This window comes from Primorskyibacter sedentarius, from assembly GCF_004342065.1.
Lineage (GTDB): Bacteria > Pseudomonadota > Alphaproteobacteria > Rhodobacterales > Rhodobacteraceae > Primorskyibacter > Primorskyibacter sedentarius.
The window spans coordinates 161402-182968 of sequence record NZ_SLZU01000003.1 but is presented as its reverse complement, the minus strand read 5'-3'; the positions used below and the strand labels follow the sequence as shown (position 1 = coordinate 182968).

Below are 21567 nucleotides of genomic sequence, written 5' to 3'. Positions count from 1 at the left end.
ATCCCGTCGGGCAAATGTGGCTCAGGCCGAAAGCAGCGCGTCCTTGCTGTCAGAGGCGGACAGGTAATGCGCGGCCATCTCATCGGCAATGGCGGTGCGCATTTCGGGATTGTCCATCAGCATCTCGTGCCTGCCGCCATCGATCACGCGCAATGTGCCGCCCGGCCATCGGGCCATGCGTTGGTGGATACGCGGCACGTCCACGATTCTTTCGTCGCTGCCCACATAGGTCAGGCAGGGATAACGTGGCGAGGCCATGCGGGCCAATGCACGGGTTTCGAACAATGCCGCATGCAACCAGTTCAGACTGGGGCCGCCCAGTTGAAGGTCCGGATGCGTGACGATCTGCCTGCGCATGTATTCGAACATCTCGATATCGCCGGTCAGCAGGTTGCCCTCGAACGGTTCGGTGGCGACATAGCTTCCAGCGCCGGTGCCGGGCGCATAGGCGTGCCCCAGACCGACCTTGCCGCTGCTCCAGCTTAGCGCCCATGCGGCGGGGCGGGTATAGACGCGCATGCGAATGCCCCACATCGGCCCCGAGAAGGCCACGCCGGTGAAGGGCAGGTCCCGCATAAGACCACGAAGCCCGATGCAGCCGCCCATGGAATGGGCCAGCATATGCAGCGGCTTGGGCAGGTTCAGATCTGTCGCTGCCTGCATCATGGCGTCCAGATCGGCCTGGTATTCATCAAAATGGATCACATGGCCGCGCCGGGGATCTTCAAGCGAGCGATCCGCAAGCCCCTGGCCGCGCCAGTCGATGCACAGCACGTCAAGGCCGCGCTCTGTCAGATCACGGGCGGTCCGGCCGTATTTCTCGATATATTCGGTGCGGCCCGGCATCAGCAGGACAGTGCCCTGCGAAATGCCTTTGGCGGGCCAATGGCCCAGCCGTATCCTGACGCCATCGGCTGCGTGAACCCAGAAGACGCGCGCGTCCTCCGGGCCATCTGCAACATCTGCGTAATAGGGGGCCGCGGTCAGGGTCATCAGGACAGAACCGCGCCCAGTTTCATTGCCTGACCCATATCGCCATCAACGGCGAGCTTGCCGGACATGAACGCCGCTGTGGGGTTCAGGTCGCCTTCGAGGATCTGCTGAAACGTGTCTGCATCCGCGGTCAGCGTGACGTCCGCCTCTTCCTCGCCTGCGCGCGCGCCATTGCCGTCGATGATGATGGAGCCTTCGCCCTCGATATCGAAACGGGCAGACCCGTCGAACCCTTCGCCCGCAAGACGCTTGTTCAGCGCAGCGACTGCCGCTTCGGTGATTTCGCTCATATGACTCTCCTCAAGTTGATAATCGCGCGGGTGGCTTTTTCCCGGGCGTCCGCTACACTCAAGGTCGTTATGAGCGGCATTCTTTCAAGACTCAAATGTACCGTGGCGACACTTCTCGTCACAGTCATGATTTCCCTACCTGCAGCGGCCGATACCGCGCGGGCGGATGAACTGTTGTCGCAACTGGCGACTGCGTCGGCCGAAGAATCAGACGGGCTTGTCCGCGAGATCCGGCTGGAATGGTCGAAATCCGGGTCTGCCGCGATGGACCTTCTGCTGCGCCGGGGGCGCGACGCATTGGAGGTTGGCAATCCCGAACTTGCCATCGACCATCTGACGGCGCTGACGGATCATGCGCCGGATTTCGCCGAAGGGTGGAGCAATCTGGCCCTCGCCTACTACCAGCAAGAGCTTTTCGGCCCCTGTGTTTATGCGCTGGAGCAGACGCTCGCGCTCAACCCCAGGCATTTCGGGGCGATCAAGGGGCTTGGCGCGGTGCTGGAACAGCTGGGTGAGCCGGCAAAGGCGCTGGCAGCCTATAGAAAGGTGCTGGACATTTACCCGCATGATCCCGAAGTTCTCGAAGCGATCGGGCGGCTGGAACTGCAGGTCACCGGGCAGCGTATCTGAAGTAGACTGAAGGAAGACCCATGGCCGAGCCTTCCCGCACCGTGGCCGTGCTGGGTCCGACCAATACCGGCAAGACACATTACGCCATTGAAAGAATGCTGGCGCACCGGACGGGCGTGATTGGCCTGCCGCTGCGCCTGTTGGCGCGCGAGGTCTATGACAAGATCGTCGGCCTGCGCGGCCCCTCTGTCGTGGCGCTGGTCACGGGCGAAGAGCGTATCGTGCCGCCGCGCGCGAAATACTGGGTCTGCACGGTCGAGGCGATGCCGGATGGAATGGGCTGCGATTTTGCGGCCATTGACGAAATCCAGCTTTGCGCCGATCCCGAGCGTGGCCATGTCTTTACCGACCGGCTGCTGCGGATGCGGGGGCTGCACGAGACGCTTTTCCTGGGTTCTGACACGATGCGCGGCGCGATTGCAGAGCTGGTGCCGGGCGTGCAGTTCATGCGCCGCGAGCGGATGAGCCAGCTTGCCTATTCGGGGTCCAAGAAGATCAGCCGCCTGAAGCCGCGCAGCGCCATCGTCGGGTTCTCTGTCGAAAATGTCTATGCGATTGCCGAACTGATCCGTCGCCAGAAAGGCGGGGCAGCCGTGGTGATGGGCGCGCTCAGCCCGCGCACGCGCAACGCGCAGGTAGAACTCTACCAGAATGGTGATGTGGATTACCTTGTGGCCACCGATGCCATCGGGATGGGGCTGAACCTCGATATCGATCATGTCGCGTTTTCTGCTCTGACCAAGTTTGACGGGCGGCGGATGCGCCCGCTTGCCCCCAACGAACTTGCCCAGATCGCGGGCCGCGCCGGGCGCGGTATGAGCAATGGCAGCTTTGGCGTCACCGGAGAGGCCAGCCCGCTGCCCGAAGAGGTGGTCGAGGCGATCTGCAATCACCGCTTCACGCCCCTGCGCAAGCTGAACTGGCGCAACCCGGATCTGCGTTTTGCCAGCATCGCCACGCTTGTCGGCTCTCTCGAGGCGTCACCGGATGTTGAAAACCTGGTCAAGGCGCGCGAGGCCGATGATCTGGGCGCGCTGAAATCGCTTGCGCAAAGCGCGGAGGTCGCGGCGCGTGCCTCTGATCCCGCCTCCGTCCGGCTTTTGTGGGATGTCTGCCGGATCCCCGATTTCCGCGGGATAAGTCATGCGGAACATGCCGGGCTTTTGGAAGTTATCTTCGGACACTTGCATCAACGCGGGAGTGTGCCGGATGACTGGATGGCACGGCAGGTCAAACGGATCGACCGGACCGATGGCGATATCGACACGCTGTCCAAACGATTGGCATATATCCGCACATGGACATATGTTGCGCAGCGCAACGGCTGGCTGGATGACAATAGCCATTGGCGGGAGCGCACGCGGGCTGTAGAAGACGGGCTGTCGGATGCGCTACATCAGCGCCTGACTCAAAGATTTGTTGACCGGCGGACGTCAATCCTGTTGCGCCGGTTGAAGCAGAAGGAGGCCCTTTTGGCCGAAGTGAACGACAAGGGCGAAGTGACCGTAGAGGGTGAATTCGTAGGACGGCTGGAAGGTTTCCGCTTCCGCCAGGACAAGGATGCCAGCGGGCAGGAGGCGAAAACGCTGAAGACGGCGAGCCTTCAGGCTCTGGCGCCGCATTTCCACCTGCGTGCGGACCGGTTCTACAACGCGCCGGATACCGAGATCGATTTCACCGAGCAAGGTGGCCTGATGTGGGGCGAGCAGGCCGTGGGCAAGCTGGCCGCGTCTGACGATCCACTCAAGCCCCGCGTGGTGGTCTTCGTCGATGACGAGGCCGGTCCGGATGTCGCGCAAAAGGTCGAACGTCGCCTTCAGCACTTCATTGACCGCAAGGTTGCGGCACTGTTCGAGCCGCTTCTGAACCTCAAGAATGACGAGGCGCTGACTGGTCTTGCACGGGGCTTCGCCTTCCGCATGGTGGAATCGCTGGGTATCCTGCCCCGCGCCGAGGTCGCTGACGAGGTCAAGGCGCTGGATCAGGATGCGCGCGGCGCACTGCGCAAGCATGGGCTGCGGTTCGGCCAGTTTACCATTTTCATGCCGCTGCTGCTGAAGCCCGCGCCGACACGTCTGCGCCTTGTTTTGTGGAGCCTTGCCAACGGCGTGGACGAATTCCCCGAAGCTCCGCCACCCGGTCTGGTGACAGTCCCCAACGTGGTCGGCACACCTGCGGTACACCATACGATCGCGGGCTACAGGGCGGCGGGCGCGCGTGCGATTCGCATCGACATGCTGGAACGGCTGGCAGATATGCTGCGCGCCGAAGACAGCCGCGGCGGGTTCGAGGCCAAGGCCGATATGCTGTCGATCACCGGCATGACGCTGGAGCAATTTGCCGACCTTATGCAGGGTCTGGGCTACAACGCGGCCAAGGGCGAGCGCCAGAAGGTCAAGCCGGTCGATGCTGTTGTACCCGGTGCAGAAGGCGCAGAGACGCCCGAGGCCGATACGCCGGTGATGGACGTGGCCGAAGAGGCAGCGCCAGGGACCACGGTGGAGCCTGCTGAAGAGTCCCCCCCCGCCGATATCGCCCCTCAGGTCGAGGCCATCGCAGATGACGGCGTGGCCCCGATCGCCGAAGCGCCCGTCAGCCCGGCCGACTCGCCCGAAGAAACTCCGGCTGTGCCCGAAGTTGCGGCAGAGGAAGTGCCCACCGGCACGGCGGCCGATGCGGCCATCGAAGGCCCGGAGACAGAGGTTTTCTATACGTTCACGTGGGGTCGCAAACGCGACAACACGCGCGGCCAGCAACAGCGTCGTGACGGTGGCGGCGGGCGGAATGCCAAGGGTAAATCCGCAGATGGCGGTGAAGGCGGACGCGGCAGGCAGCAAGGCAAACCGCGCGGCAAGGGCGGCCCCAAGGGCAAACCGCGCCGTGACGAGGGCGCCAAGACCTACCAGTCCCGCCCTGAAAAGAAAGATCGCATCGACCCTGACAATCCGTTTGCTGCTGCCCTGATGGGGCTGAAGGACAAAAGCTGAGGTGAGCGATCCTGCGCAAAAGCTGCGCGTCGACAAGTGGTTGTGGCATGCGCGATTCTTCAAGACGCGCAGCCTCGCCGCCAAGACGGTGGCCTCTGGTGCGGTGCGACTGAATGGCACACATATCGCCAAACCTGCCGTAAATGTTGGGTTTGGCGATGTTCTGACCTTTGCCAAGGGGGAGCGCATCTGGGTGGTGCGCATTCTCGAAACCGGCGAGCGTCGGGGACCGGCGCCCGAAGCTCAGGCACTATACGAGGATCTCAGTCCACCGCCGCCCCCGCGCGAAGAAAAACCGTCCGTTCCGCGCTATGACGGCGGGGGCCGGCCAAGCAAACGGGATCGTCGCAAGTTGGATCAAACCCGCCGTGATGCGCTTGATTGATCGGCCCGGCTGTTCTAGCTAGACAGAAATTCTCTGAGACAGGGGCTTCCCATGACCTATGTGGTGACCGACAACTGCATCGCCTGCAAATACACGGACTGCGTCGAGGTCTGCCCGGTGGATTGTTTCTACGAGGGCGAGAACATGCTCGTCATCCATCCCGACGAGTGTATCGACTGCGGCGTCTGCGAGCCGGAATGCCCGGCGGATGCGATCCGGCCGGACACAGAGCCGGAGATGGAAAAATGGGTGGAGTTCAACCGCAAGTATTCCGAAATGTGGCCGGTCATCATCACCAAGAAGGACCAGCTGCCGGAAGCCGAGGAACGCGATGGCGAGACCGGCAAACTGGATAAGTATTTCTCGGAAGCGGCGGGCGAGGGCGGCTGAGCTGATTCGCTTCGTCCGGGTGATTCGTGATGGAATATGATCAGATTGTTGCCGCTTAAGGTGCTGATCTGATTGACTCCTTCGCGTTCCCCGCGAGTGCCCGCTTTGAAATGCGGGCCGTTCGTGCTATGTTAAGTGCAATGAAACAAACACTCTGCATCTGTCGGGCGGGTCTGCATCCGGCGAAATAGTACAACAATATCGAAACGGGTCCCGGGAATAGCTGCTGTTCCCCGCCCGTTTTCTTGCGCCCAAGACAGGGCGACCTTGTGAGGAAATCTGAATGACAAAAAGCAAGAAATCCGAGTTTCGTCCCAACGAGTATGTGGTGTATCCCGCGCATGGCGTCGGCCAGATCGTCTCGATCGAAGAGCAGGAGATCGCCGGTATCTCCTTGGAACTCTTTGTGATCTCCTTTGAAAAGGACAAGATGACACTGCGGGTGCCAACGCATAAGGCGACGGAAATCGGTATGCGCTCGCTCAGCTCGCCCGATGTCATCAGCCAGGCGATGAAGACGCTCAAGGGCAAGGCCAAGGTGAAGCGCGCCATGTGGTCGCGCCGTGCGCAGGAATACGAACAGAAGATCAACTCTGGCGATCTGATTGCCATCGCGGAGGTCGTGCGCGACCTGCACCGCGGCGATGATCAGCGCGAGCAGAGCTATTCCGAGCGTCAGCTTTACGAAGCCGCGCTGGAGCGTCTGACCCGTGAAGTCGCTGCCGTTTCCGGCGGTGACGAGATGGCCGCCGCCAAGCAGGTGGATGACGTTCTGGTCTCGCGCGCAGCCGCCTGATCCGTCACGTCGACGAGAAAGTATAAAAGCCGCGTCCCGTCATTGGGGCGCGGCTTTTTCGTGTGTGCCAGTTCAGGCAGCGTTGCTGCTGCGTTTTTCGATGATCTGCAAAAGCTCTGCCTCAAGCTCTTTTTCCAGCTCCCGAGCCCGTTCGACATAGGCCTTGTTCTCGGCAGAGGCGACATCCGGATCCCAGACCTTGGCCAGTTCTCTGACGGAATACCGGTCATGCGCGTAAAAGGTCTTTTCCGCTTCTGAGGCCTCATATTCGCTGAGCCCCACGTTTTCGAGGACGTAGCGCCCCGCGCGCAGAGAGCTGTCAAAGGTCTCGCGCACGATGTCATTCGCACCGGCCTGATAAAGCCTGTAGACATGGGTCCGGTCCCGCGCGCGCGCAACGATGTGCAAGTCAGGTCGGGCAGTGCGCGCATAGGTGACCAGCTTTGTCGTGGCTTCAGGGTCATCCAGCGCCACGACCAGAACGCTGGCTTTTTCCAGCCCCGCCGCGTGCAGGATATCCGGGCGAGTGGGGTCGCCAAAGAACCCTTTGAAACCAAAGCGCCGCATCAGCTGAATGGTCTGCATGTCATGGTCCAGCACGACGGTCTTGAACCCTGTGGATTGCACCAGCCGGTTCACGATCTGCCCAAACCGTCCGATGCCCGCAATGATCACCGGGCCTTGCTCGTCGATCTCGTCGTCGTCGGGCTGCTCGCCGCCTTCCGCCTGCAACCTGCGAGAGATGTAGTCGTAGAGGATGAACAGAAGGGGGGTGATCAGCATCGAGAGCGCGATGACCAGCAGGATACGCGCGCCCAGAATATCCGGCAGGACATTCTGTTGCAGAGAGAAGGACACCAGCACAAAACCGAATTCCCCCGCCTGTGCCAGTCCAAGCGTGAACAGCCATTGATTGCGCCCCCGCAGACCGAACAGCCGCCCAAGCACATAAAGGATCGCCCCTTTTCCAAGGATCAGCGTCAGTGTCAGCCCGAGAATCAGCAGCGGTTCGCGGAACAGGGTGCCAAAGTCGATCCCTGCGCCCACGGTGATGAAAAAGAGGCCGAGCAGCAGGCCCTTGAACGGTTCGATATCCGATTCCAGTTCGTGCCGGAATTCGCTGTTTGCCAGAACCACACCGGCCAGAAACGTACCAAGCGCGGGCGACAGGCCCACCAGCGACATCAGGAATGCGATCCCCACCACGATCATCAGCGCCAAGGCAGTATACATCTCGCGCAGCCGGGCCGTGTGGATGAAGGCAAAAAGCGGCCGGATCAGGTAAATCCCTCCCACGATGATCGACGCGACCGCGGCCAGTGTCACAAGGGCTACGCCCCAACCGGGCAGGCCTTCGACCAGCGACAGCGACGCATGGGCGGCGTGGTCAGCATCCGAAGCGCGCGCGATCGACCCATCCTCGGCCAGCCGCACCACCGACCCGCTCGCCAGAAGCGGAAGCACGATCAGCATCGGGATCACTGCGATATCCTGCGTCAAAAGCACGGAAAAAGCGGATCGCCCGCCGCCGGTCTGCATCAGCCCCTTTTCGGACAGCGATTGCAGCACGATCGCGGTCGAAGACAGCGCGAAGATCATGCCAATGGCCAAGGCCGGCTGCCAATCCTGCCCCAATGCCAATGCGACGCCCATCGCGGCCGCGGTTGTCAGTACCACTTGCAAGCCGCCCAAGCCGATCAACCTGTGCCGCATGTCCCACAGCGTGCGGGGCTCCAGCTCCAGCCCGATGATGAACAGCATCAGCACGACGCCGAATTCCGCAAAATGTTGCAGATCTTCGGTTTCGGACCCGACCACGCCCAGCAACGGGCCGATCACGATGCCGGCCAGCAGGTAGCCAAGCACCGACCCAAGGCCCAGCCGCGCGGCGATTGGCACGGCGATTACGGCCGCAGCAAGGTAGATTGAGGCCTGATAGAGGAAAGATTCCATGAATGGGTCCGATGTTGTGCGGTGCTACTTTGCAGGTACGACACCTGGGGGACAAGGCACCTTGGCTGCTTCGGCGCGATCAGTTGGTTCAGGTAGGCAGCGGCGCGTCCGGTTTGACCTGATCCATGACGATCTGGCTTTGCACCCGCGCGACCACGGCATGGGGCAGCAGGACCTCGTGGATCAGGCGGTTCAGGTCGCGCAGATCGGCGCAATAGACCCGCAGCAGATAGTCTGCCTCGCCGGTCAGTGTCCAGGCAGAGATGACCTCGGGGCGGGTCGCAACGAGGCGCGCAAAATTGCGGGCTTGCTCTGGCCCATGCGTGGCCAGCTGGACCTGCACGAAGGCCTGCACTGTCAGGCCGACCTTCATCGGATCAAGCCGCGCCGTGTAGCCAGTGACATAGCCTTCGGCCTCAAGCCTTTGTCGTCTTCGCCCGGCCTGACTGGGCGACAGGTTGAGGTGATCCCCCAAGTCCTGAGCGGTCATATGGGCGTTGCGTTGCAGCGCGGCCAGCAGGCGTTTGTCGGTCGAATCGAGCATATGCGCGGTTTCCGCAAAAATTGAGGAATTTCTGTAGATACTACGCGAAAATTGCCTTTTAGATAGGCGTGATTGCGCAAATTTCCGGGGCGGCGCGCGATAGATACTCATGGCACAGGACATTTGGCAGGAGACGCACCATGGGACCTTTCCCGCATGACGCCCCGAAATCCACGATCACCGAGGAAAACCCCGCAGGGACTGACGGGTTTGAATTCGTCGAATTCGCGCATCCAGAACCGCAGGAATTGCGCACGCTCTTTACCCGCATGGGCTATGCGCTGGTTGCGCGGCACAAAAGCAAGAATGTCGAGCTTTGGCAGCAGGGCGATATCACCTATGTGCTCAACGCCGAACCGGGCAGTTTCGCGGCGCGCTTCGTGGAAGAACACGGCCCCTGTGCCCCATCCATGGCGTGGCGCGTCGTGGATGCGCAGCACGCGTTCGACCACGCTGTTGCCAAGGGGGCGGAACCCTATGAAGGCGATGACAAGACGATGGATGTGCCCGCGATCAAGGGCATTGGTGGCAGTCTGATCTATTTCATCGACCAGTATTACGAAACCTCGCCCTATAACGCGGAATTCGAATGGCTGGAGCCGTCAAAGCCGCGCGGCGTGGGGTTCTACTACCTCGATCACCTGACGCATAACGTCTTCAAGGGAAATATGGACAAGTGGTTCAGGTTTTACGGCGACCTGTTCAATTTCCGTGAGATCCGGTTCTTTGACATCTCGGGCAAGTATACCGGGCTGACCAGCCGCGCGTTGACCTCGCCATGTGGGCGTATCCGCATTCCCATCAACGAAGACCGGGACGAGAAGGGCCAGATTGTCGCCTATCTGAAGAAGTACAAAGGCGAGGGCATCCAGCACATCGCGGTTGGCGCCTACGACATTTACGACTCTACCGACCAGATTGCCGAGAACGGCCTGAAATTCATGCCCGGCCCACCCGATGCCTATTACGACATGAGCTTTGACCGGGTGGTTGGCCATGACGAGCCTGTAGAGCGGATGAAGAAACACGGCATCCTGATTGATGGGGAAGGCGTCGTGAATGGGGGCGAGACGCGCATCCTGTTACAGATCTTCTCCAAAACGGTGATCGGGCCGATCTTCTTTGAATTTATCCAGCGCAAGGGCGATGACGGTTTCGGCGAAGGCAACTTCAAAGCACTCTTCGAGTCGATCGAGAGAGAGCAGATCGAAGCCGGGGAACTCGACACCGCAAGCTAGGTTGCCTGTCTTGGAAAACGCACCCTGCAAGGCCGCGCGTCTTGCGGGGGATGCGGCGCGACCGACAGGATCGGACCAGTATCCTGGGTGCAGAACCTCGGGACGCTTTGGCCGACGGTAAGTCCCGTCGGAAAGGCGGGCCTTAGCCGCGCGGCATCTTCAGGACGACGTTGCGCCCGCTTTTCACATAGCGCAGTTCGGAATCGCCGATCGCTGCGACGCGGCCACCGTCAATCCGGTCGCCGACTTTTACCTTCTGGTATCGCCCGTTGGACAACCGTATTAGCGCACGGCGGCTGGAGGGTGTTCCATAGACACCGATCAGGTTCACGCGGCCGAGGTTCAACTGATTCTTCACCGTCGCCGAACGTGCTACAGTGGTCGAGGACGGCACCTTGGGTGCGACGGTGCGCGGCGCGACTGTGGCCACGGCCGTGCTGCTTCTGGACGGTGCGGGGGGCGGGGTCGCGCGGGCCTTCTTCACGATGGACGCAATATCGCGCGGGCGGACGACGGGCGTCACCGAGGTTTTGACAGCCTGCTTCGTGGCACTCGGGACGGTGATCGCAGTTGCATCATCCTCAGGTGCCGTTTCCGGTTTGGCGGCCGGTATTTCAACGGGGCGCAGGCCCGCAGGCCGCAGTTTCGGACGCAAGACCGACAGTTCGGCCAGCGAACGCCCGGCCAATGTTGCACGCTCTGTTTGCTCGACCAGATCCGCAGGACGGGTGCGGGGCCGCTTGGCGGAAAGGGCCTTGGCTTGCGCGTCCTCTTCCGGTGACGGCTGTGCCTCGGTTTCAGCTGCGGGGGCCCTTGCGGGAGGAACGACCGGTGGTCGGCCCGCGTAAACAGTGATCCCGTCCGGGTTCAGCGCGCCTTGCGGCGTGGCCACGACCAGCCCGCGTTCATCAAGGGTGAACTCCGTCCCCGGCGCGGCAGGAGAAGCGGGGCTCAGCATCGCATAGTCGGTGCCGTAATCCTTGACGGCGGGCAGGGCCACAGCATCGAATTGCTGGACTGAAGTGTCGATCGAGGCGACGTAGATATCCTCCAGCGACACTTCTGTTGGCAGGCCGGGTTCTGACGGGGTGCGTTGCCAGATGCCCGTTGCCGCATAGGTGGCCTGCGCCTCTTCCGGGCTCAGCGTTTCGGACTGGACGGCGGGGGTTACATCCGGGTCTGCGTCACTGCGTATCGCGGCCTCTTCCATCTCGCCCGTAAGGTCGGGGGCCAGCGACGCAACTTCGACACCCGGCGCGTCCTCGACTGCGGCAGGGGCCGCGAGTTCCACCGGGGGCTGTTCAGGCAACTGTGCCACGGCCGTGGGGGCGGGCGATGGGCGGAAGAACCGTGCGAGCCCGTCATCCACGAAGACAGCGGCCCATGCGGCAACCGCAGCAAGGAGCAGGATCAGCGCCACGGTCAGCATCAGCCCAAGGAACCGGGGCTTGCCTCCGATCTTCTCATTGCCCTTGCGCGCGCCAAAGATCGTCATCCGTTCGGCCTCGTCGTCAGATGGGACGAAGACCGCCTCGGACGCCAGAGCCTTTGCGCGTTGTACGGGGGGCTCTGCCTTGACGGCCCGTTGTGCGGACTGCGCTCTTGCCGCGCCCGCTTTGGTCGCCGCGGCATCTCCGGCGCCTTTGCCGCGTTTGGCGGCAGCGGGACCAGCCTGTTGTTTTTTGCGGCGACTGAAGAACCCGGCCTTGCTGGTACCCGGTTCCGCTGTCGGGGCGGGTGCGGGATCGGGCGCGCGTTGCAGGCTGGCAATCGGCGCGGCAGTGGCATTGTCAGGCACCGGTTCGACGGGCTTGGCTTGCGGTGCGCCGGGAACCCCGTGGGGTTTGATCGAGGGTGCAGCCCGGCCCGATCCGGGCGAGTCGCTATGCGTCCCGGCGAGCTTTGGGAGCGGTGCGTCGGGTGCCGGTCGACTGGCGCGGATGCTGCCACCCTTTGTTTGGGCGGCAGGACGCGCCGAGGGCGGCTCGACACGCAATGAGGCGCCGTTCTGGGCGGCACCATTCTGTGCGCTTTTGGTCGCTGCACCATTACCTGCGCCGTTCGGAACCGGCGTCGCAGGCTTTACCGGGGTATCCAACTTGGGAAGCTCCGGCGCACTCGCCTGTGTTTCGGCGACCGAGGCCATCAGCCCGGGGGGCTGCATGTCATGCGCATGATGGCTGGCTGTTTCGGCCATCGGCGCGACGGCTTGGGCCATGTCATCGACGGTGAGGTCCGCAGGGTCAGTCACAGCCTCGACAGATTCGGGAGTTTCATCGGGCGTAGAAATGGCCGGTTCGGCAACGCTTGCCGCATCGCCGTTTTCTGCGCGCGCCGCAGGGGCGGGCTGCACCAGGCTGACAGGCTGGGCGTCGCGTGACGGGGCGGAGCCGTTCTTGCCACCGCTTGCCGGACCAAAGAACACCTCTCCATGAAATGCGCCGAGCGGCGCCGCCGCCACGAAGCAGACCGGAACGAAATCATGCGCCAGCGCAAAGCTTTCGGCCTCGTCCAGCGTTTCGCGCGCCGCCGCCGCGACCTGCACCGACCCGTCAGACAGCTCTGCCCAGTCAAAGACCAGTTCGTCCACCGCATACGGGGTTTCCCCGTCCAGCGCCGCGCGGATATCATCGTTCAGCTCTTCGGGATTGCGCGATTTCGGGGGCAATTCCAGATAGCGGATCTGTTCGTTGGGGATCACCAGTTTGACGCGGTTCGCATCCGACGAGAGCGCCTCTGCCTTGCGGCGCAGCGCCTTCAGCGCGGTGTCGAGGTCGTCTGCGTCGGGTGCCACGTCACCCACGCGCAGCCAGCCAGCCATGGTGCGGCGGGCCAGGGTGATACTTTCAAACGACAGAAGCAAAGCGTAGTTCGTTTTCATGGCGCCATTTTTAACACTGCTGAGGTGGGTTTGGGAGTCTTTGCAGAGCCCATTTCACATTTGGGGGCGAGTCTTTGCCGAGACACGGAAGACAGCGGTTGCAGCGGCGCCTTGGCAGAGGGAATATTGCCCTCGAAATGCCCATTCTGGAAGGAGAAACGCGAATGCGTTTGAATGCATGGATTATGGCACTGGCGCTTCTGGCGGGCAGTGCCGCAGCGGCTCAGGAAGAGGTTCTGCGCCGGATCACCGTTTCAGGTGAGGGCAGCGTCGCGGCAGCGCCGGACATGGCGACACTCAGCCTGGGGGCCGCGGCAGAGGCAAAAGAGGCGGCAGAGGCACTTCGGATGACGTCGGAAATCACCCAGCGTATCCTGGAGCGGTTGGCCGAGGCCGGGATCGAACCCCGCGACATCCAGACATCGGGGTTGTCCCTGCATCCGCTGCGCAGGAATTACCGCGAAGGGACCGATGAACAGCCCGGCATCATAGGCTATGCAGCCTCAAACGGGGTGACTGTGCGGGTGCGCGACCTCGACCAGCTGGGCAGTGTTCTGGATACGGTTGTGTCGGACGGGGCCAACAGCCTGAACGGGCTGAGCTTTGGCCTTCAGGAGCCTCGCCCGCTGATGGATGAGGCCCGCAAGCTGGCCGTGGCCGATGCGCGTGCAAAGGCGGAGCTATACGCGGCTGCCGCAGGTGTGAGCGTCGGTCGGCTGATCTCGCTGGATGAGAGCGGAGGCGGCGGGCCATCGCCTTACATGGCCGAGATGTCCATGGCCCGCAGCGCGGTCCCGGTGGCCGCCGGTGAAATGGACGTGTCGGCGCAGGTACGCATCGTTTACGAAGTCGTCGAGTAAGACCTGGCAGGGGCCGGCCGCCTATTTGCGGTCGGCCCGTTCGCCTTTTGACTGCGGTCCTTTGCAGGTGTTGCGCTTGCAGGCGCAGCGACATGCGCAGTCCGGGCGCCGCACAAACCGTGCCGCGCCCGGAAACCTATCAGGCAGAGGCCGTTGACAGCGCCTGGTCAAGATCGGCGATCAGGTCGTCCGCATCCTCGATCCCGATGGAGATCCGCACCACATCCGGGCCGGCCCCGGCCGCGACCTGCTGTTCTTCGGTCAGCTGGCGATGGGTGGTCGAGGCGGAATGGATCACGAGGCTGCGCGTATCGCCAAGGTTTGCGACATGGCTGAAGATCTCAAGGTTGTCGACAAACTTGACGCAGCCTTCGTAGCCCGCTTTCAGCTTGATCGTGAAGAGCCCGCCAGCACCCTTGGGACAGATGCGCGCGACCCGGTCATGATAAGGCGAAGAGGCCAGCCCGGCATAGGTGACGCCCGCGACGGCATCATGCGTTTCCAGCCAGCTTGCCACCTTTTCAGCGTTCTGGACATGACGCTCCATCCGCAGCGAGAGGGTTTCGATGCCCATCAGCGTGTAATGCGCGGCCTGCGGGTTCAGCGTCATGCCAAGGTCGCGCAGGCCGATGGCGATGCCGTGGAAGGTAAAGGCCAGCGGGCCAAAGGTTTCGTGGAATTTCAGCCCGTGATAGGCGGGCTCGGAATCCGAGAGCGAGGGGAACTTGCCCGAAGCGGACCAGTCGAAATTCCCTGAATCGACGACGCAGCCGCCAGTGACAGTGCCGTTGCCGGTGAGGTATTTCGTCATCGAATGTACGACGAGCGTCGCGCCATGTTCAATCGGTCGGCACAGGTAGGGCGTGGCCGACGTGTTGTCGACAATCAGCGGCAGGCCCGCAGCATCGGCCACTTTGGCAATGGCGTCCAGATCGGTGATATAGCCGCCGGGATTGGCGATCGATTCACAAAAGACAGCGCGCGTGTCGTCATCAATTGCGGCGGCAACCGCGTCTACATCATCGAAATCAACGAACTTGGCCGACCAGCCAAAGCGTTTGATTGTCTGGGAAAACTGGGTGATCGACCCGCCGTAAAGGCGTGTGGACACAACGACGTTCAGACCCGGCCCCATCAGCGGGAATAGCGCCATGATCTGCGCCGCATGTCCGGAAGAGCAGCAGACCGCGCCTGCGCCGCCTTCCAGCGTGGCGACGCGTTCCTGCAGCGCCGACACGGTCGGGTTGGTCAGGCGCGAATAGATGTAGCCCACTTCCTGAAGGTTGAAGAGCGCGGCCGCGTGATCGGCGTCCCGGAAAACATAGGCTGTTGTCTGATAGATCGGCACCTGCCGCGCGCCGGTGGCCGGATCAGGCCGGGCGCCTGCGTGGATCTGAAGCGTGTCGAAGCCATAATTGGGGGCGTCGGTCATTGGGCTGTCCTCCCTCGTTTAATTCCCTTCAAATGCCTAGTTTATCCGCGGCGCGCTTACAATATGCGCCTTGCGGACAGCCGTTCCGGGCCGGGTTTCGTGACACAATTTTGGTAAAATACGTCTGAAAGACCTGTCAACATTCTGCGACAGTATGTTGACAGTCGGCGTCATTCCAACATACTGGCATTATATGTTGATGCGAAGGATTCCGCAGATGAAGCCTACCAAGAAAACGATCACCGCAAAGATGCCTGGCGCAGATGTTCCGACCAAGCGCAAGCGCAGGCTCAAGCGGATTGCGCAGGCGACCAAGGTGTCGTTCAGCCTGGAACCCGAAGTCCGGGAGCTTTTTGCCGCCGAGGCAAAGAAACAGGGCATGGAACTGGGGCACCTGATGCAGAAGGTGCTGGAAAACCACGTGCTGGAAAATGCGGCACCTGGCGATCCTCTGGCCGAGCGGCTGCAAGCCAAGCGCGCGATTATCGATCACACCATCCTTCTTGCGAAGGAAATCGACGCCGATGGCAAATTCGACGAACATTTCATTCTGACGGTCATGAGCACCGCGAACAAGAACGCGGCGTTCGTTGAGCTTTATAACAAGGCGATCGGGTCTGGCGCCGAGGGCCGCAGCGCGCGGGCGCAGGCCCCGCTTAACCAACAGCTTGGCCGCCTGATCAAGAAGGCCGTTGGCGCACGCGGTAAAAAGACCGAGGCCGGCAAGGTGGCCCGCGCGCAGGTGACCGGAGAGTTGATCTCGACCTACACGCTGCTTGAAAAGGCCGCCTGAACGGTTCAGGCCGCAAGAAAATGAAGAAATGGGCGTGCCGGTGCGCGCCCATTTTCTGTACTGGGTCCAACGGTTTAGGCACGGGTCCAGTGCGTTCAAATTCTCAGATGAAAGCGGCGCGCGTCCGATCCGGGCAAGGCCGCAGAAGAACGCGCCTATCGCATCCAGAAACCTTCACGCTTGATGCGGTTGCGGATCATCTGTTCGCGAAGGGGCAGATGGTTGCGGTCGAAAAGAGCGCGCACTTTCTGACCGCGCCCCTGATAGACCATGCGCTTGAAGGGCTCGTATTGCTTGAGCAACTTTTTCAGCCGGTTAGGGGCACAGATCCGTTCCAGCGCTTCGACCACCGCGTCATCCTCGCGGGCGTATAGAAGCGGCAGAACGCGGTAGTGGCAGGACACATCGCCATCAAGATAGCCCTCCGGCAGGCTGTCGCGGCCCCCCCCGAATGAATGGATCACCAGCGGCAGGGCGATCTGGTCGAGCCATGGGTCGAATGTCTGACAGACCAGCTCTGCGGGCGGGTTGTCGCGTATCTCCAGCGCGTATTCAAGAAAGCGATGCCCAAAGGCGCGGGGGCATCGGTAGTAGAAGAAACCTGCGTTGAAATAGAGATATCGCTGCCAGTACTCGTCTGGCTGGTCGAGGTTCAGCGAACTTTCGAAATCCAGCCCGAACCGGTCGTAGAGCGCGCGCCAGATGTCCGCGTAGCCGGGGCCATAAAGCTCGATCTTTGGCCAGGTCCCTTCACAGCGCAGGGACGCGCCGGGGCGGTCGAAATCGAACGGGACGGTGCCCAGATCGCCGTGGATCAGCGTATCGGTGTCAAAGAAGATGAAGGGCTCGCCCTCGGGCAGGACCGAAAGCGCCTCTATCTTGTTGCCGTAGCTATAGGCGTGACCGAAATGGCGGCTTTCAAAGGGTTGAATTTCGGCGCCCAACTCTTCCAGATGGTCGCGGATGTCCGATTGCTTGATACGCGGATCCCCAGGCCAGAGCGGCCCCGGCTCTGGCTCTGCCACAAACAGCTTGTAAGCAAGGGTGGAGGGCCCATCCAGCAGCGACGCGGCAAAGAGCAATGCCTCGTATTGCAGCCGTCCCGATTGACCGACGATCAGGATATTGACGGTCTGTTCTGGCGCGTTGCGCTTTGGCATGTCGGGGGTGTCCGTAAACTCTGCATCACTCGTCTTGCCCGCGCACTATAGGTTGTCACACCGGCGGCGCAATGCGCCCCGATCCCGCAGATCGGGCGGGGCGCCGGATGATCAGATCTCAATGGGCTGCAAAACCTCTGGTTCGATTACATCCACGCCGGGAAGGGCCTGTGCCAACGCTTCGGCGGATTGCTCCAATATGGGAAAGGTGCGGTAGTGGCAGGGGATCAGGGTCTTGAAGTCAAAAAACGTCCTTGCGGCGTAGGCCGCGCGTTTCATATCCATGGTGAAGTAGCCGCCCGCAGAAAGAATGCCGATATCGGGTTTGTGAAGGTCATTGAAGATCTTCATGTCCGACATCACGTCTGTGTCGCCCGAGGCATAGATCGTGTGGCCTTCGCCCTCGATCATGAAACCGCATTCCGTTCCGGCCACGCGCGGCCCATGCGGCGTGCCGAAAGTCGAGGAGTGAATGGCGTTCACCATCGTGACCTTTACGCCGCCCAGATCGACAGTGCCGCCCTTGTTGAAGCCGATCGTCTCGATTCCCTCGTTCTCGGCCCAGTGGTTCATCAGGTCATACTGTCCGACCACCGGCACACCCAGTTTGCGCGACAGTGGCAGAACGTCCGCGACATGATCGAAATGTCCGTGGGTCAACAGGATGTGGGTGGCGCCTTTCGTGGCGGCCTCGTGCTGGTCTTCGTTCAGCAGCGGATTGCCCGTCAGCCAGGGGTCCATAAGCAGCGTCAGCGCGCCAATTTCAAAGCGGAACGAGCCGTGTCCGAGCCAGATGATCTTCATGCGTTCTCTCCGTTGTTTTCCGGATCGTAACACGGTTTGCGCGGTCTTCCAGTCGGCTGCGAGGGGCCGCCCGGATGGTCTGGACGGGGCGTGCCATCCTGCCTGCAACAAGGGCGATGCCCACTATTGGCGCGCAACTGCTTGCAGGGCGCCCGCGCGGGCGGTAAACGCAAGCCTGACCTGTAACCAGGAGGCTTTCCATGTCGATCGACCTTGAGACCGCCGCACGCGTCGCCAAACTGGCGCGCATCAAGGTGGAAGAGGACGCGCTGCCCGCGCTGGCGGGCGAATTCAACACCATTCTCGGCTTCATCGAGCAGCTCAACGAGGTGGATGTCGAGGGTGTGGAACCGATGGTTTCGGTAACGCCGATGCGTCTGAAGCGGCGCGAGGATGGCGTGACGGACGGGAACATGCAGGACAAGGTTCTGGCGAACGCGCCCGATGCGCGCGAAGGGTTCTTTGCGGTTCCCAAGGTGGTGGAATAATGAGCGATCTGACCAAACTTACAGTTGCCGATGCACGCGACGCATTGCGAACCGGCGATGTGACCAGCGTGGAGCTGACCGAGGCCTGTCTCACCGCCATTGATGGGGCGGACGCGCTTGGTGCCTTCGTTCACAAGACGCCGGAAATCGCGTTGGAGCAAGCAGGTGCCGCGGATGCGCGGATCAAGGCTGGCGACGCGCCCGACATGTGCGGCATCCCGATGGGGATCAAGGATCTTTTCTGCACCAATGGTGTGGCCAGCCAGGCCGCGAGCCGCATTCTGGAAGGGTTCAAGCCCGAATACGAATCGACGGTCACGAGCCAGCTGTTCGATGCGGGCGCCGTGATGCTGGGCAAGCTCAACATGGACGAATTCGCCATGGGCTCGTCGAACGAGACATCCTGCTATGGCAATGCCGTGAACCCCTGGCGGCGCGGAAATGACGACACGCTCCTGACGCCGGGCGGCTCTTCGGGCGGCTCTGCCAGTGCCGTGGCGGCGGACCTTTGCCTCGCGGCGACGGGCACGGATACGGGCGGGTCAATCCGCCAGCCAGCGGCCTTTACCGGCATCGTCGGGATCAAACCGACCTATGGGCGCTGCTCTCGCTGGGGCGTTGTGGCCTTTGCCTCCTCGCTGGATCAGGCGGGTCCGATGGCGAAAACGGTCCGCGACGCGGCGATTGTCCTGCGCACCATGGCGGGGCACGACCCCAAGGATTCGACCTCTGCCGATCTGGCCGTGCCGGATTTCGAGGCGATGCTGACCGGCGACATCAGGGGCAAGAAAATCGGCATTCCGGCGGAATACCGGATGGAAGGCACGCCCGCCGAGATCGAAAAGCTCTGGGCCGATGGCGCCAATATGCTGAGGGATGCCGGTGCCGAGATCGTCGATATCTCGCTGCCGCATGCCAAATACGCGTTGCCTGCCTATTACGTCATCGCCCCGGCCGAGGCATCGTCGAACCTCGCGCGCTATGACGGGGTGCGTTACGGCCACCGGGCCAAGCTGGCGCAGGGCGACGGCATCACCGAGATGTACGAGAAAACCCGCGCCGAAGGCTTTGGCCACGAGGTGCAGCGCCGCGTCATGGTCGGCACCTACGTGTTATCGGCAGGCTTCTACGACGCCTATTACAACCGCGCCCGCAAGGTCCGCACCCTGATCAAGAAGGACTTCGAGGATGCCTTCGCCGCCGGGATCGACGCGATCCTGACGCCCGCGACGCCGTCCGCGGCCTTTGGGTTGGGCGAGATGACAGAGGCCGACCCGGTGCAGATGTACCTGAACGACGTGTTCACCGTGACCGTCAACCTTGCGGGTCTGCCCGGTATCTCGGTGCCTGCGGGTATCGACAAGCAGGGCCTGCCGCTGGGTCTTCAGCTGATTGGCCGTCCGTGGGAGGAGGGCGATTTGCTGAATACCGCCTATGCGCTCGAAAATGCTGCGGGATTTGTGGAAAAACCCTCCAAATGGTGGTAGGCGCAGGACTTCTGTGAACCCATGACAGGATATATGATGCGGTTTTTGCTTGGTGGAGCGGCGCTTGCCGCGCTTGTTGCCTGTACGCCTCCCATCCCCGATAGCGGTGCGGGCGTCGGGCTCGACAACTATACCACCTACGAGGAACGGCTTCAGCGCGATGCCGCGCTTGAGAACTCGACAGTCTCTGACGTCAGCGTTCAGACCTCGACGCCGAACAGCCAGCCAGACGCGATCGACGCGGCCCGCGCGGCCCTGTCAGATGACGACGGCGCGGCGGCCAATTCCGGTCAGGTTCCTGTCAATGCCTCGCCCGCCAACGCCCCGCCGCAGGTCGTGACCAACTCTGTCGGGATTTCCGACGAGAATGACTTCAACGCGGTGTCGGACGAGCGCAGTATCGAAAGCGATGCCGCGCTGATTGCCCGCAACCGCGCACAGTACGAGGTGATTCAGCCCACCGCCCTGCCGACGCGGTCGGGGGCGAGCGGGCCAAATATCGTGGCCTATGCGCTGCAGACAACCAATCCAAAGGGCGCGCAGCTATATAAGCGTTTCGGGTTGAATTCGCAGGCTAAATTCCAGCGCAACTGTGCCAGCTACGCTTCGGCCGACCTTGCGCAAGAGGATTTCCTGGCGCTTGGCGGCCCGGAGAAGGACCGCAAGGGGCTTGACCCGGATGGCGACGGTTTCGCCTGTGCATGGGATCCGGCACCCTTCCGCAAAGTGCGTTCGGGAAGCTGACGCCGGTCTGGCATCCCTCGCCCAATTTCGGGCCGCGGCGCGATGGTGCCCGGCCTGACATGGTGGTGATTCACTATACAGCGATGGTCAGTGCCCGTGAGGCGCGCGATTGGTTGTGTAATCCGCAGGCCGAGGTCTCTGCGCATTACGTGATTTCGCGGCAGGGAACCGTCTGGCAGCTTGTGGACGAGGGCATGCGCGCCTGGCACGCCGGGGCAGGGGCTTGGGGGGAGGTCGCGGATGTGAACTCGCGCTCCATCGGGATCGAGATTGCCAATACCGGGGCAGAGCCTTTTCCGGAGCCCCAGATGGCCGCGCTGGAGGAGTTGCTTCGCGGTATCGTTGCGCGCTGGCAGGTGCGGCCCGAACGGGTGATCGGCCATTCCGATCTGGCGCCGGGTCGCAAGATTGATCCGGGCCCGCGATTCGACTGGCAGCGGCTGGCGCTGCAAGGGCTCGCCGCGCGTCCGCAATTGGCTGTGCAAGAGGGGATCGGGCAGGGGAAGGTCAGCCTTGACGAGCTTGCCGGATCGCTCGCCGCCATCGGATATACGGCAGATACCGATATGGAAACAAAGCTCGCCGCGTTCCGGCTGCGCTATCGCCCCTGGGCGACGGGGCGTGCGACAGAAGCGGATCAGGTCCTGGCGCAGCGCATCGCACGCGACTATCCCGTTGACCCGGGGCCGCGCAGCGCCTAACTGCAACCTGC

The 21567-nt window shown here is 62.2% G+C and carries 20 protein-coding genes; 12 read left to right on the top strand and 8 right to left on the bottom strand.

Annotated features, from left to right (window positions below; all coding sequences use genetic code 11):
• Positions 1-21: 21 nt before the first annotated feature.
• Positions 22-993, bottom strand: coding sequence for an alpha/beta fold hydrolase (locus tag EDD52_RS07115; protein ID WP_132243301.1), 972 nt, complete (start codon positions 991-993; stop codon positions 22-24).
• Positions 993-1283: an SCP2 sterol-binding domain-containing protein gene (locus EDD52_RS07110; RefSeq protein ID WP_132243299.1), complete on the bottom strand. Its 291-nt coding sequence runs from the start codon at positions 1281-1283 to the stop codon at positions 993-995. The genes EDD52_RS07115 and EDD52_RS07110 overlap by 1 nt, the downstream gene beginning before the upstream one ends.
• A 102-nt stretch (positions 1284-1385) precedes the next feature.
• Here EDD52_RS07110 and EDD52_RS07105 point away from each other — a divergent pair, with 102 nt between their 5' ends.
• From EDD52_RS07105 to EDD52_RS07085, 5 genes are all read left to right on the top strand, one after another.
• The gene (locus tag EDD52_RS07105) at positions 1386-1913 is read left to right on the top strand and encodes a tetratricopeptide repeat protein (RefSeq protein ID WP_243651866.1); all 528 of its coding nucleotides are present in this window, start codon (positions 1386-1388) and stop codon (positions 1911-1913) included.
• A 20-nt stretch (positions 1914-1933) separates the two neighbouring features.
• Positions 1934-4900, top strand: a complete 2967-nt coding sequence (locus EDD52_RS07100; RefSeq protein ID WP_132243297.1) for a helicase-related protein — start codon at positions 1934-1936, stop codon at positions 4898-4900.
• A 1-nt stretch (position 4901) separates the two neighbouring features.
• Positions 4902-5285: an RNA-binding S4 domain-containing protein gene (locus EDD52_RS07095; RefSeq protein WP_132243295.1), complete on the top strand. Its 384-nt coding sequence runs from the start codon at positions 4902-4904 to the stop codon at positions 5283-5285.
• Between the two features lie 51 nt (positions 5286-5336).
• Positions 5337-5675 carry a ferredoxin FdxA gene (gene fdxA, locus EDD52_RS07090; RefSeq protein WP_132243293.1) on the top strand — a complete coding sequence of 113 codons (339 nt, stop codon included), beginning with the start codon at positions 5337-5339 and terminating at the stop codon, positions 5673-5675.
• 283 nt (positions 5676-5958) lie between these two features.
• On the top strand, positions 5959-6471 hold the full coding sequence (locus EDD52_RS07085; protein WP_132243291.1) for a CarD family transcriptional regulator: 513 nt from the start codon (positions 5959-5961) through the stop codon (positions 6469-6471).
• 72 nt (positions 6472-6543) lie between these two features.
• On the opposite strand, the gene EDD52_RS07080 is transcribed toward EDD52_RS07085, so the two are convergent.
• Both EDD52_RS07080 and EDD52_RS07075 read right to left on the bottom strand, forming a co-directional pair.
• Entirely contained in the window at positions 6544-8424 is a 1881-nt protein-coding gene (locus tag EDD52_RS07080; protein ID WP_132243289.1) for a monovalent cation:proton antiporter-2 (CPA2) family protein, read from the bottom strand.
• Between the two features lie 88 nt (positions 8425-8512).
• A complete protein-coding gene (locus tag EDD52_RS07075) occupies positions 8513-8968 on the bottom strand; it encodes an Lrp/AsnC family transcriptional regulator (protein WP_132243287.1) in 456 nt (151 codons plus the stop codon).
• Between the two features lie 140 nt (positions 8969-9108).
• Here EDD52_RS07075 and hppD point away from each other — a divergent pair, with 140 nt between their 5' ends.
• Positions 9109-10206, top strand: coding sequence for a 4-hydroxyphenylpyruvate dioxygenase (hppD, locus tag EDD52_RS07070; protein ID WP_132243285.1), 1098 nt, complete (start codon positions 9109-9111; stop codon positions 10204-10206).
• Positions 10207-10348: 142 nt separating this feature from the next.
• On the opposite strand, the gene EDD52_RS07065 is transcribed toward hppD, so the two are convergent.
• Positions 10349-13087 carry a hypothetical protein gene (locus EDD52_RS07065; RefSeq protein ID WP_132243283.1) on the bottom strand — a complete coding sequence of 913 codons (2739 nt, stop codon included), beginning with the start codon at positions 13085-13087 and terminating at the stop codon, positions 10349-10351.
• Positions 13088-13251: 164 nt separating this feature from the next.
• Between EDD52_RS07065 and EDD52_RS07060 the strand changes: the two genes are divergently transcribed.
• Positions 13252-13947, top strand: coding sequence for an SIMPL domain-containing protein (locus tag EDD52_RS07060; RefSeq protein WP_132243281.1), 696 nt, complete (start codon positions 13252-13254; stop codon positions 13945-13947).
• Between the two features lie 139 nt (positions 13948-14086).
• On the opposite strand, the gene EDD52_RS07055 is transcribed toward EDD52_RS07060, so the two are convergent.
• The gene (locus EDD52_RS07055) at positions 14087-15379 is read right to left on the bottom strand and encodes an O-acetylhomoserine aminocarboxypropyltransferase/cysteine synthase family protein (protein WP_132243279.1); all 1293 of its coding nucleotides are present in this window, start codon (positions 15377-15379) and stop codon (positions 14087-14089) included.
• Between the two features lie 217 nt (positions 15380-15596).
• On the opposite strand from EDD52_RS07055, the gene EDD52_RS07050 reads away from it, so the two are divergent.
• Positions 15597-16172, top strand: coding sequence for a hypothetical protein (locus EDD52_RS07050; protein ID WP_132243277.1), 576 nt, complete (start codon positions 15597-15599; stop codon positions 16170-16172).
• A 155-nt stretch (positions 16173-16327) separates the two neighbouring features.
• On the opposite strand, the gene EDD52_RS07045 is transcribed toward EDD52_RS07050, so the two are convergent.
• Both EDD52_RS07045 and EDD52_RS07040 read right to left on the bottom strand, forming a co-directional pair.
• Positions 16328-17332 carry a hypothetical protein gene (locus EDD52_RS07045; RefSeq protein WP_132243275.1) on the bottom strand — a complete coding sequence of 335 codons (1005 nt, stop codon included), beginning with the start codon at positions 17330-17332 and terminating at the stop codon, positions 16328-16330.
• Positions 17333-17443: 111 nt separating this feature from the next.
• Positions 17444-18136 (bottom strand): metal-dependent hydrolase, encoded by a 693-nt coding sequence (locus EDD52_RS07040; protein WP_132243273.1) that lies wholly within the window; start codon positions 18134-18136, stop codon positions 17444-17446.
• Positions 18137-18336: 200 nt separating this feature from the next.
• Here EDD52_RS07040 and gatC point away from each other — a divergent pair, with 200 nt between their 5' ends.
• From gatC to EDD52_RS07020, 4 genes are read left to right on the top strand one after another with little or no spacing between them, the layout of a single operon-like run.
• A complete protein-coding gene (gene gatC / locus EDD52_RS07035) occupies positions 18337-18624 on the top strand; it encodes an Asp-tRNA(Asn)/Glu-tRNA(Gln) amidotransferase subunit GatC (RefSeq protein ID WP_132243271.1) in 288 nt (95 codons plus the stop codon).
• The gene (gatA, locus tag EDD52_RS07030) at positions 18624-20111 is read left to right on the top strand and encodes an Asp-tRNA(Asn)/Glu-tRNA(Gln) amidotransferase subunit GatA (RefSeq protein ID WP_132243269.1); all 1488 of its coding nucleotides are present in this window, start codon (positions 18624-18626) and stop codon (positions 20109-20111) included. Before gatC ends, gatA begins: the two co-directional genes overlap by 1 nt.
• Positions 20112-20132: 21 nt before the next feature.
• On the top strand, positions 20133-20855 hold the full coding sequence (locus EDD52_RS07025; protein WP_243651865.1) for a hypothetical protein: 723 nt from the start codon (positions 20133-20135) through the stop codon (positions 20853-20855).
• Positions 20813-21556, top strand: a complete 744-nt coding sequence (locus tag EDD52_RS07020) for an N-acetylmuramoyl-L-alanine amidase (RefSeq protein WP_132243265.1) — start codon at positions 20813-20815, stop codon at positions 21554-21556. The genes EDD52_RS07025 and EDD52_RS07020 overlap by 43 nt, the downstream gene beginning before the upstream one ends.
• Positions 21557-21567 lie beyond the last annotated feature (11 nt).

What these genes read in the sequence shown, in the direction of transcription:
- EDD52_RS07115 (WP_132243301.1), bottom strand. Translation starts at nt 993, where the DNA reads ATGACCCTGACCGCGGCCCCCTATTACGCAGATGTTGCAGATGGCCCG.
- EDD52_RS07110 (WP_132243299.1), bottom strand. Translation starts at nt 1,283, where the DNA reads ATGAGCGAAATCACCGAAGCGGCAGTCGCTGCGCTGAACAAGCGTCTT.
- EDD52_RS07100 (WP_132243297.1), top strand. Translation starts at nt 1,934, where the DNA reads ATGGCCGAGCCTTCCCGCACCGTGGCCGTGCTGGGTCCGACCAATACC.
- fdxA (WP_132243293.1), top strand. Translation starts at nt 5,337, where the DNA reads ATGACCTATGTGGTGACCGACAACTGCATCGCCTGCAAATACACGGAC.
- EDD52_RS07085 (WP_132243291.1), top strand. Translation starts at nt 5,959, where the DNA reads ATGACAAAAAGCAAGAAATCCGAGTTTCGTCCCAACGAGTATGTGGTG.
- EDD52_RS07080 (WP_132243289.1), bottom strand. Translation starts at nt 8,424, where the DNA reads ATGGAATCTTTCCTCTATCAGGCCTCAATCTACCTTGCTGCGGCCGTA.
- EDD52_RS07075 (WP_132243287.1), bottom strand. Translation starts at nt 8,968, where the DNA reads ATGCTCGATTCGACCGACAAACGCCTGCTGGCCGCGCTGCAACGCAAC.
- hppD (WP_132243285.1), top strand. Translation starts at nt 9,109, where the DNA reads ATGGGACCTTTCCCGCATGACGCCCCGAAATCCACGATCACCGAGGAA.
- EDD52_RS07065 (WP_132243283.1), bottom strand. Translation starts at nt 13,087, where the DNA reads ATGAAAACGAACTACGCTTTGCTTCTGTCGTTTGAAAGTATCACCCTG.
- EDD52_RS07060 (WP_132243281.1), top strand. Translation starts at nt 13,252, where the DNA reads ATGCGTTTGAATGCATGGATTATGGCACTGGCGCTTCTGGCGGGCAGT.
- EDD52_RS07055 (WP_132243279.1), bottom strand. Translation starts at nt 15,379, where the DNA reads ATGACCGACGCCCCCAATTATGGCTTCGACACGCTTCAGATCCACGCA.
- EDD52_RS07050 (WP_132243277.1), top strand. Translation starts at nt 15,597, where the DNA reads ATGAAGCCTACCAAGAAAACGATCACCGCAAAGATGCCTGGCGCAGAT.
- EDD52_RS07045 (WP_132243275.1), bottom strand. Translation starts at nt 17,332, where the DNA reads ATGCCAAAGCGCAACGCGCCAGAACAGACCGTCAATATCCTGATCGTC.
- EDD52_RS07040 (WP_132243273.1), bottom strand. Translation starts at nt 18,136, where the DNA reads ATGAAGATCATCTGGCTCGGACACGGCTCGTTCCGCTTTGAAATTGGC.
- gatC (WP_132243271.1), top strand. Translation starts at nt 18,337, where the DNA reads ATGTCGATCGACCTTGAGACCGCCGCACGCGTCGCCAAACTGGCGCGC.
- gatA (WP_132243269.1), top strand. Translation starts at nt 18,624, where the DNA reads ATGAGCGATCTGACCAAACTTACAGTTGCCGATGCACGCGACGCATTG.
- EDD52_RS07025 (WP_243651865.1), top strand. Translation starts at nt 20,133, where the DNA reads ATGACAGGATATATGATGCGGTTTTTGCTTGGTGGAGCGGCGCTTGCC.
- EDD52_RS07020 (WP_132243265.1), top strand. Translation starts at nt 20,813, where the DNA reads ATGGGATCCGGCACCCTTCCGCAAAGTGCGTTCGGGAAGCTGACGCCG.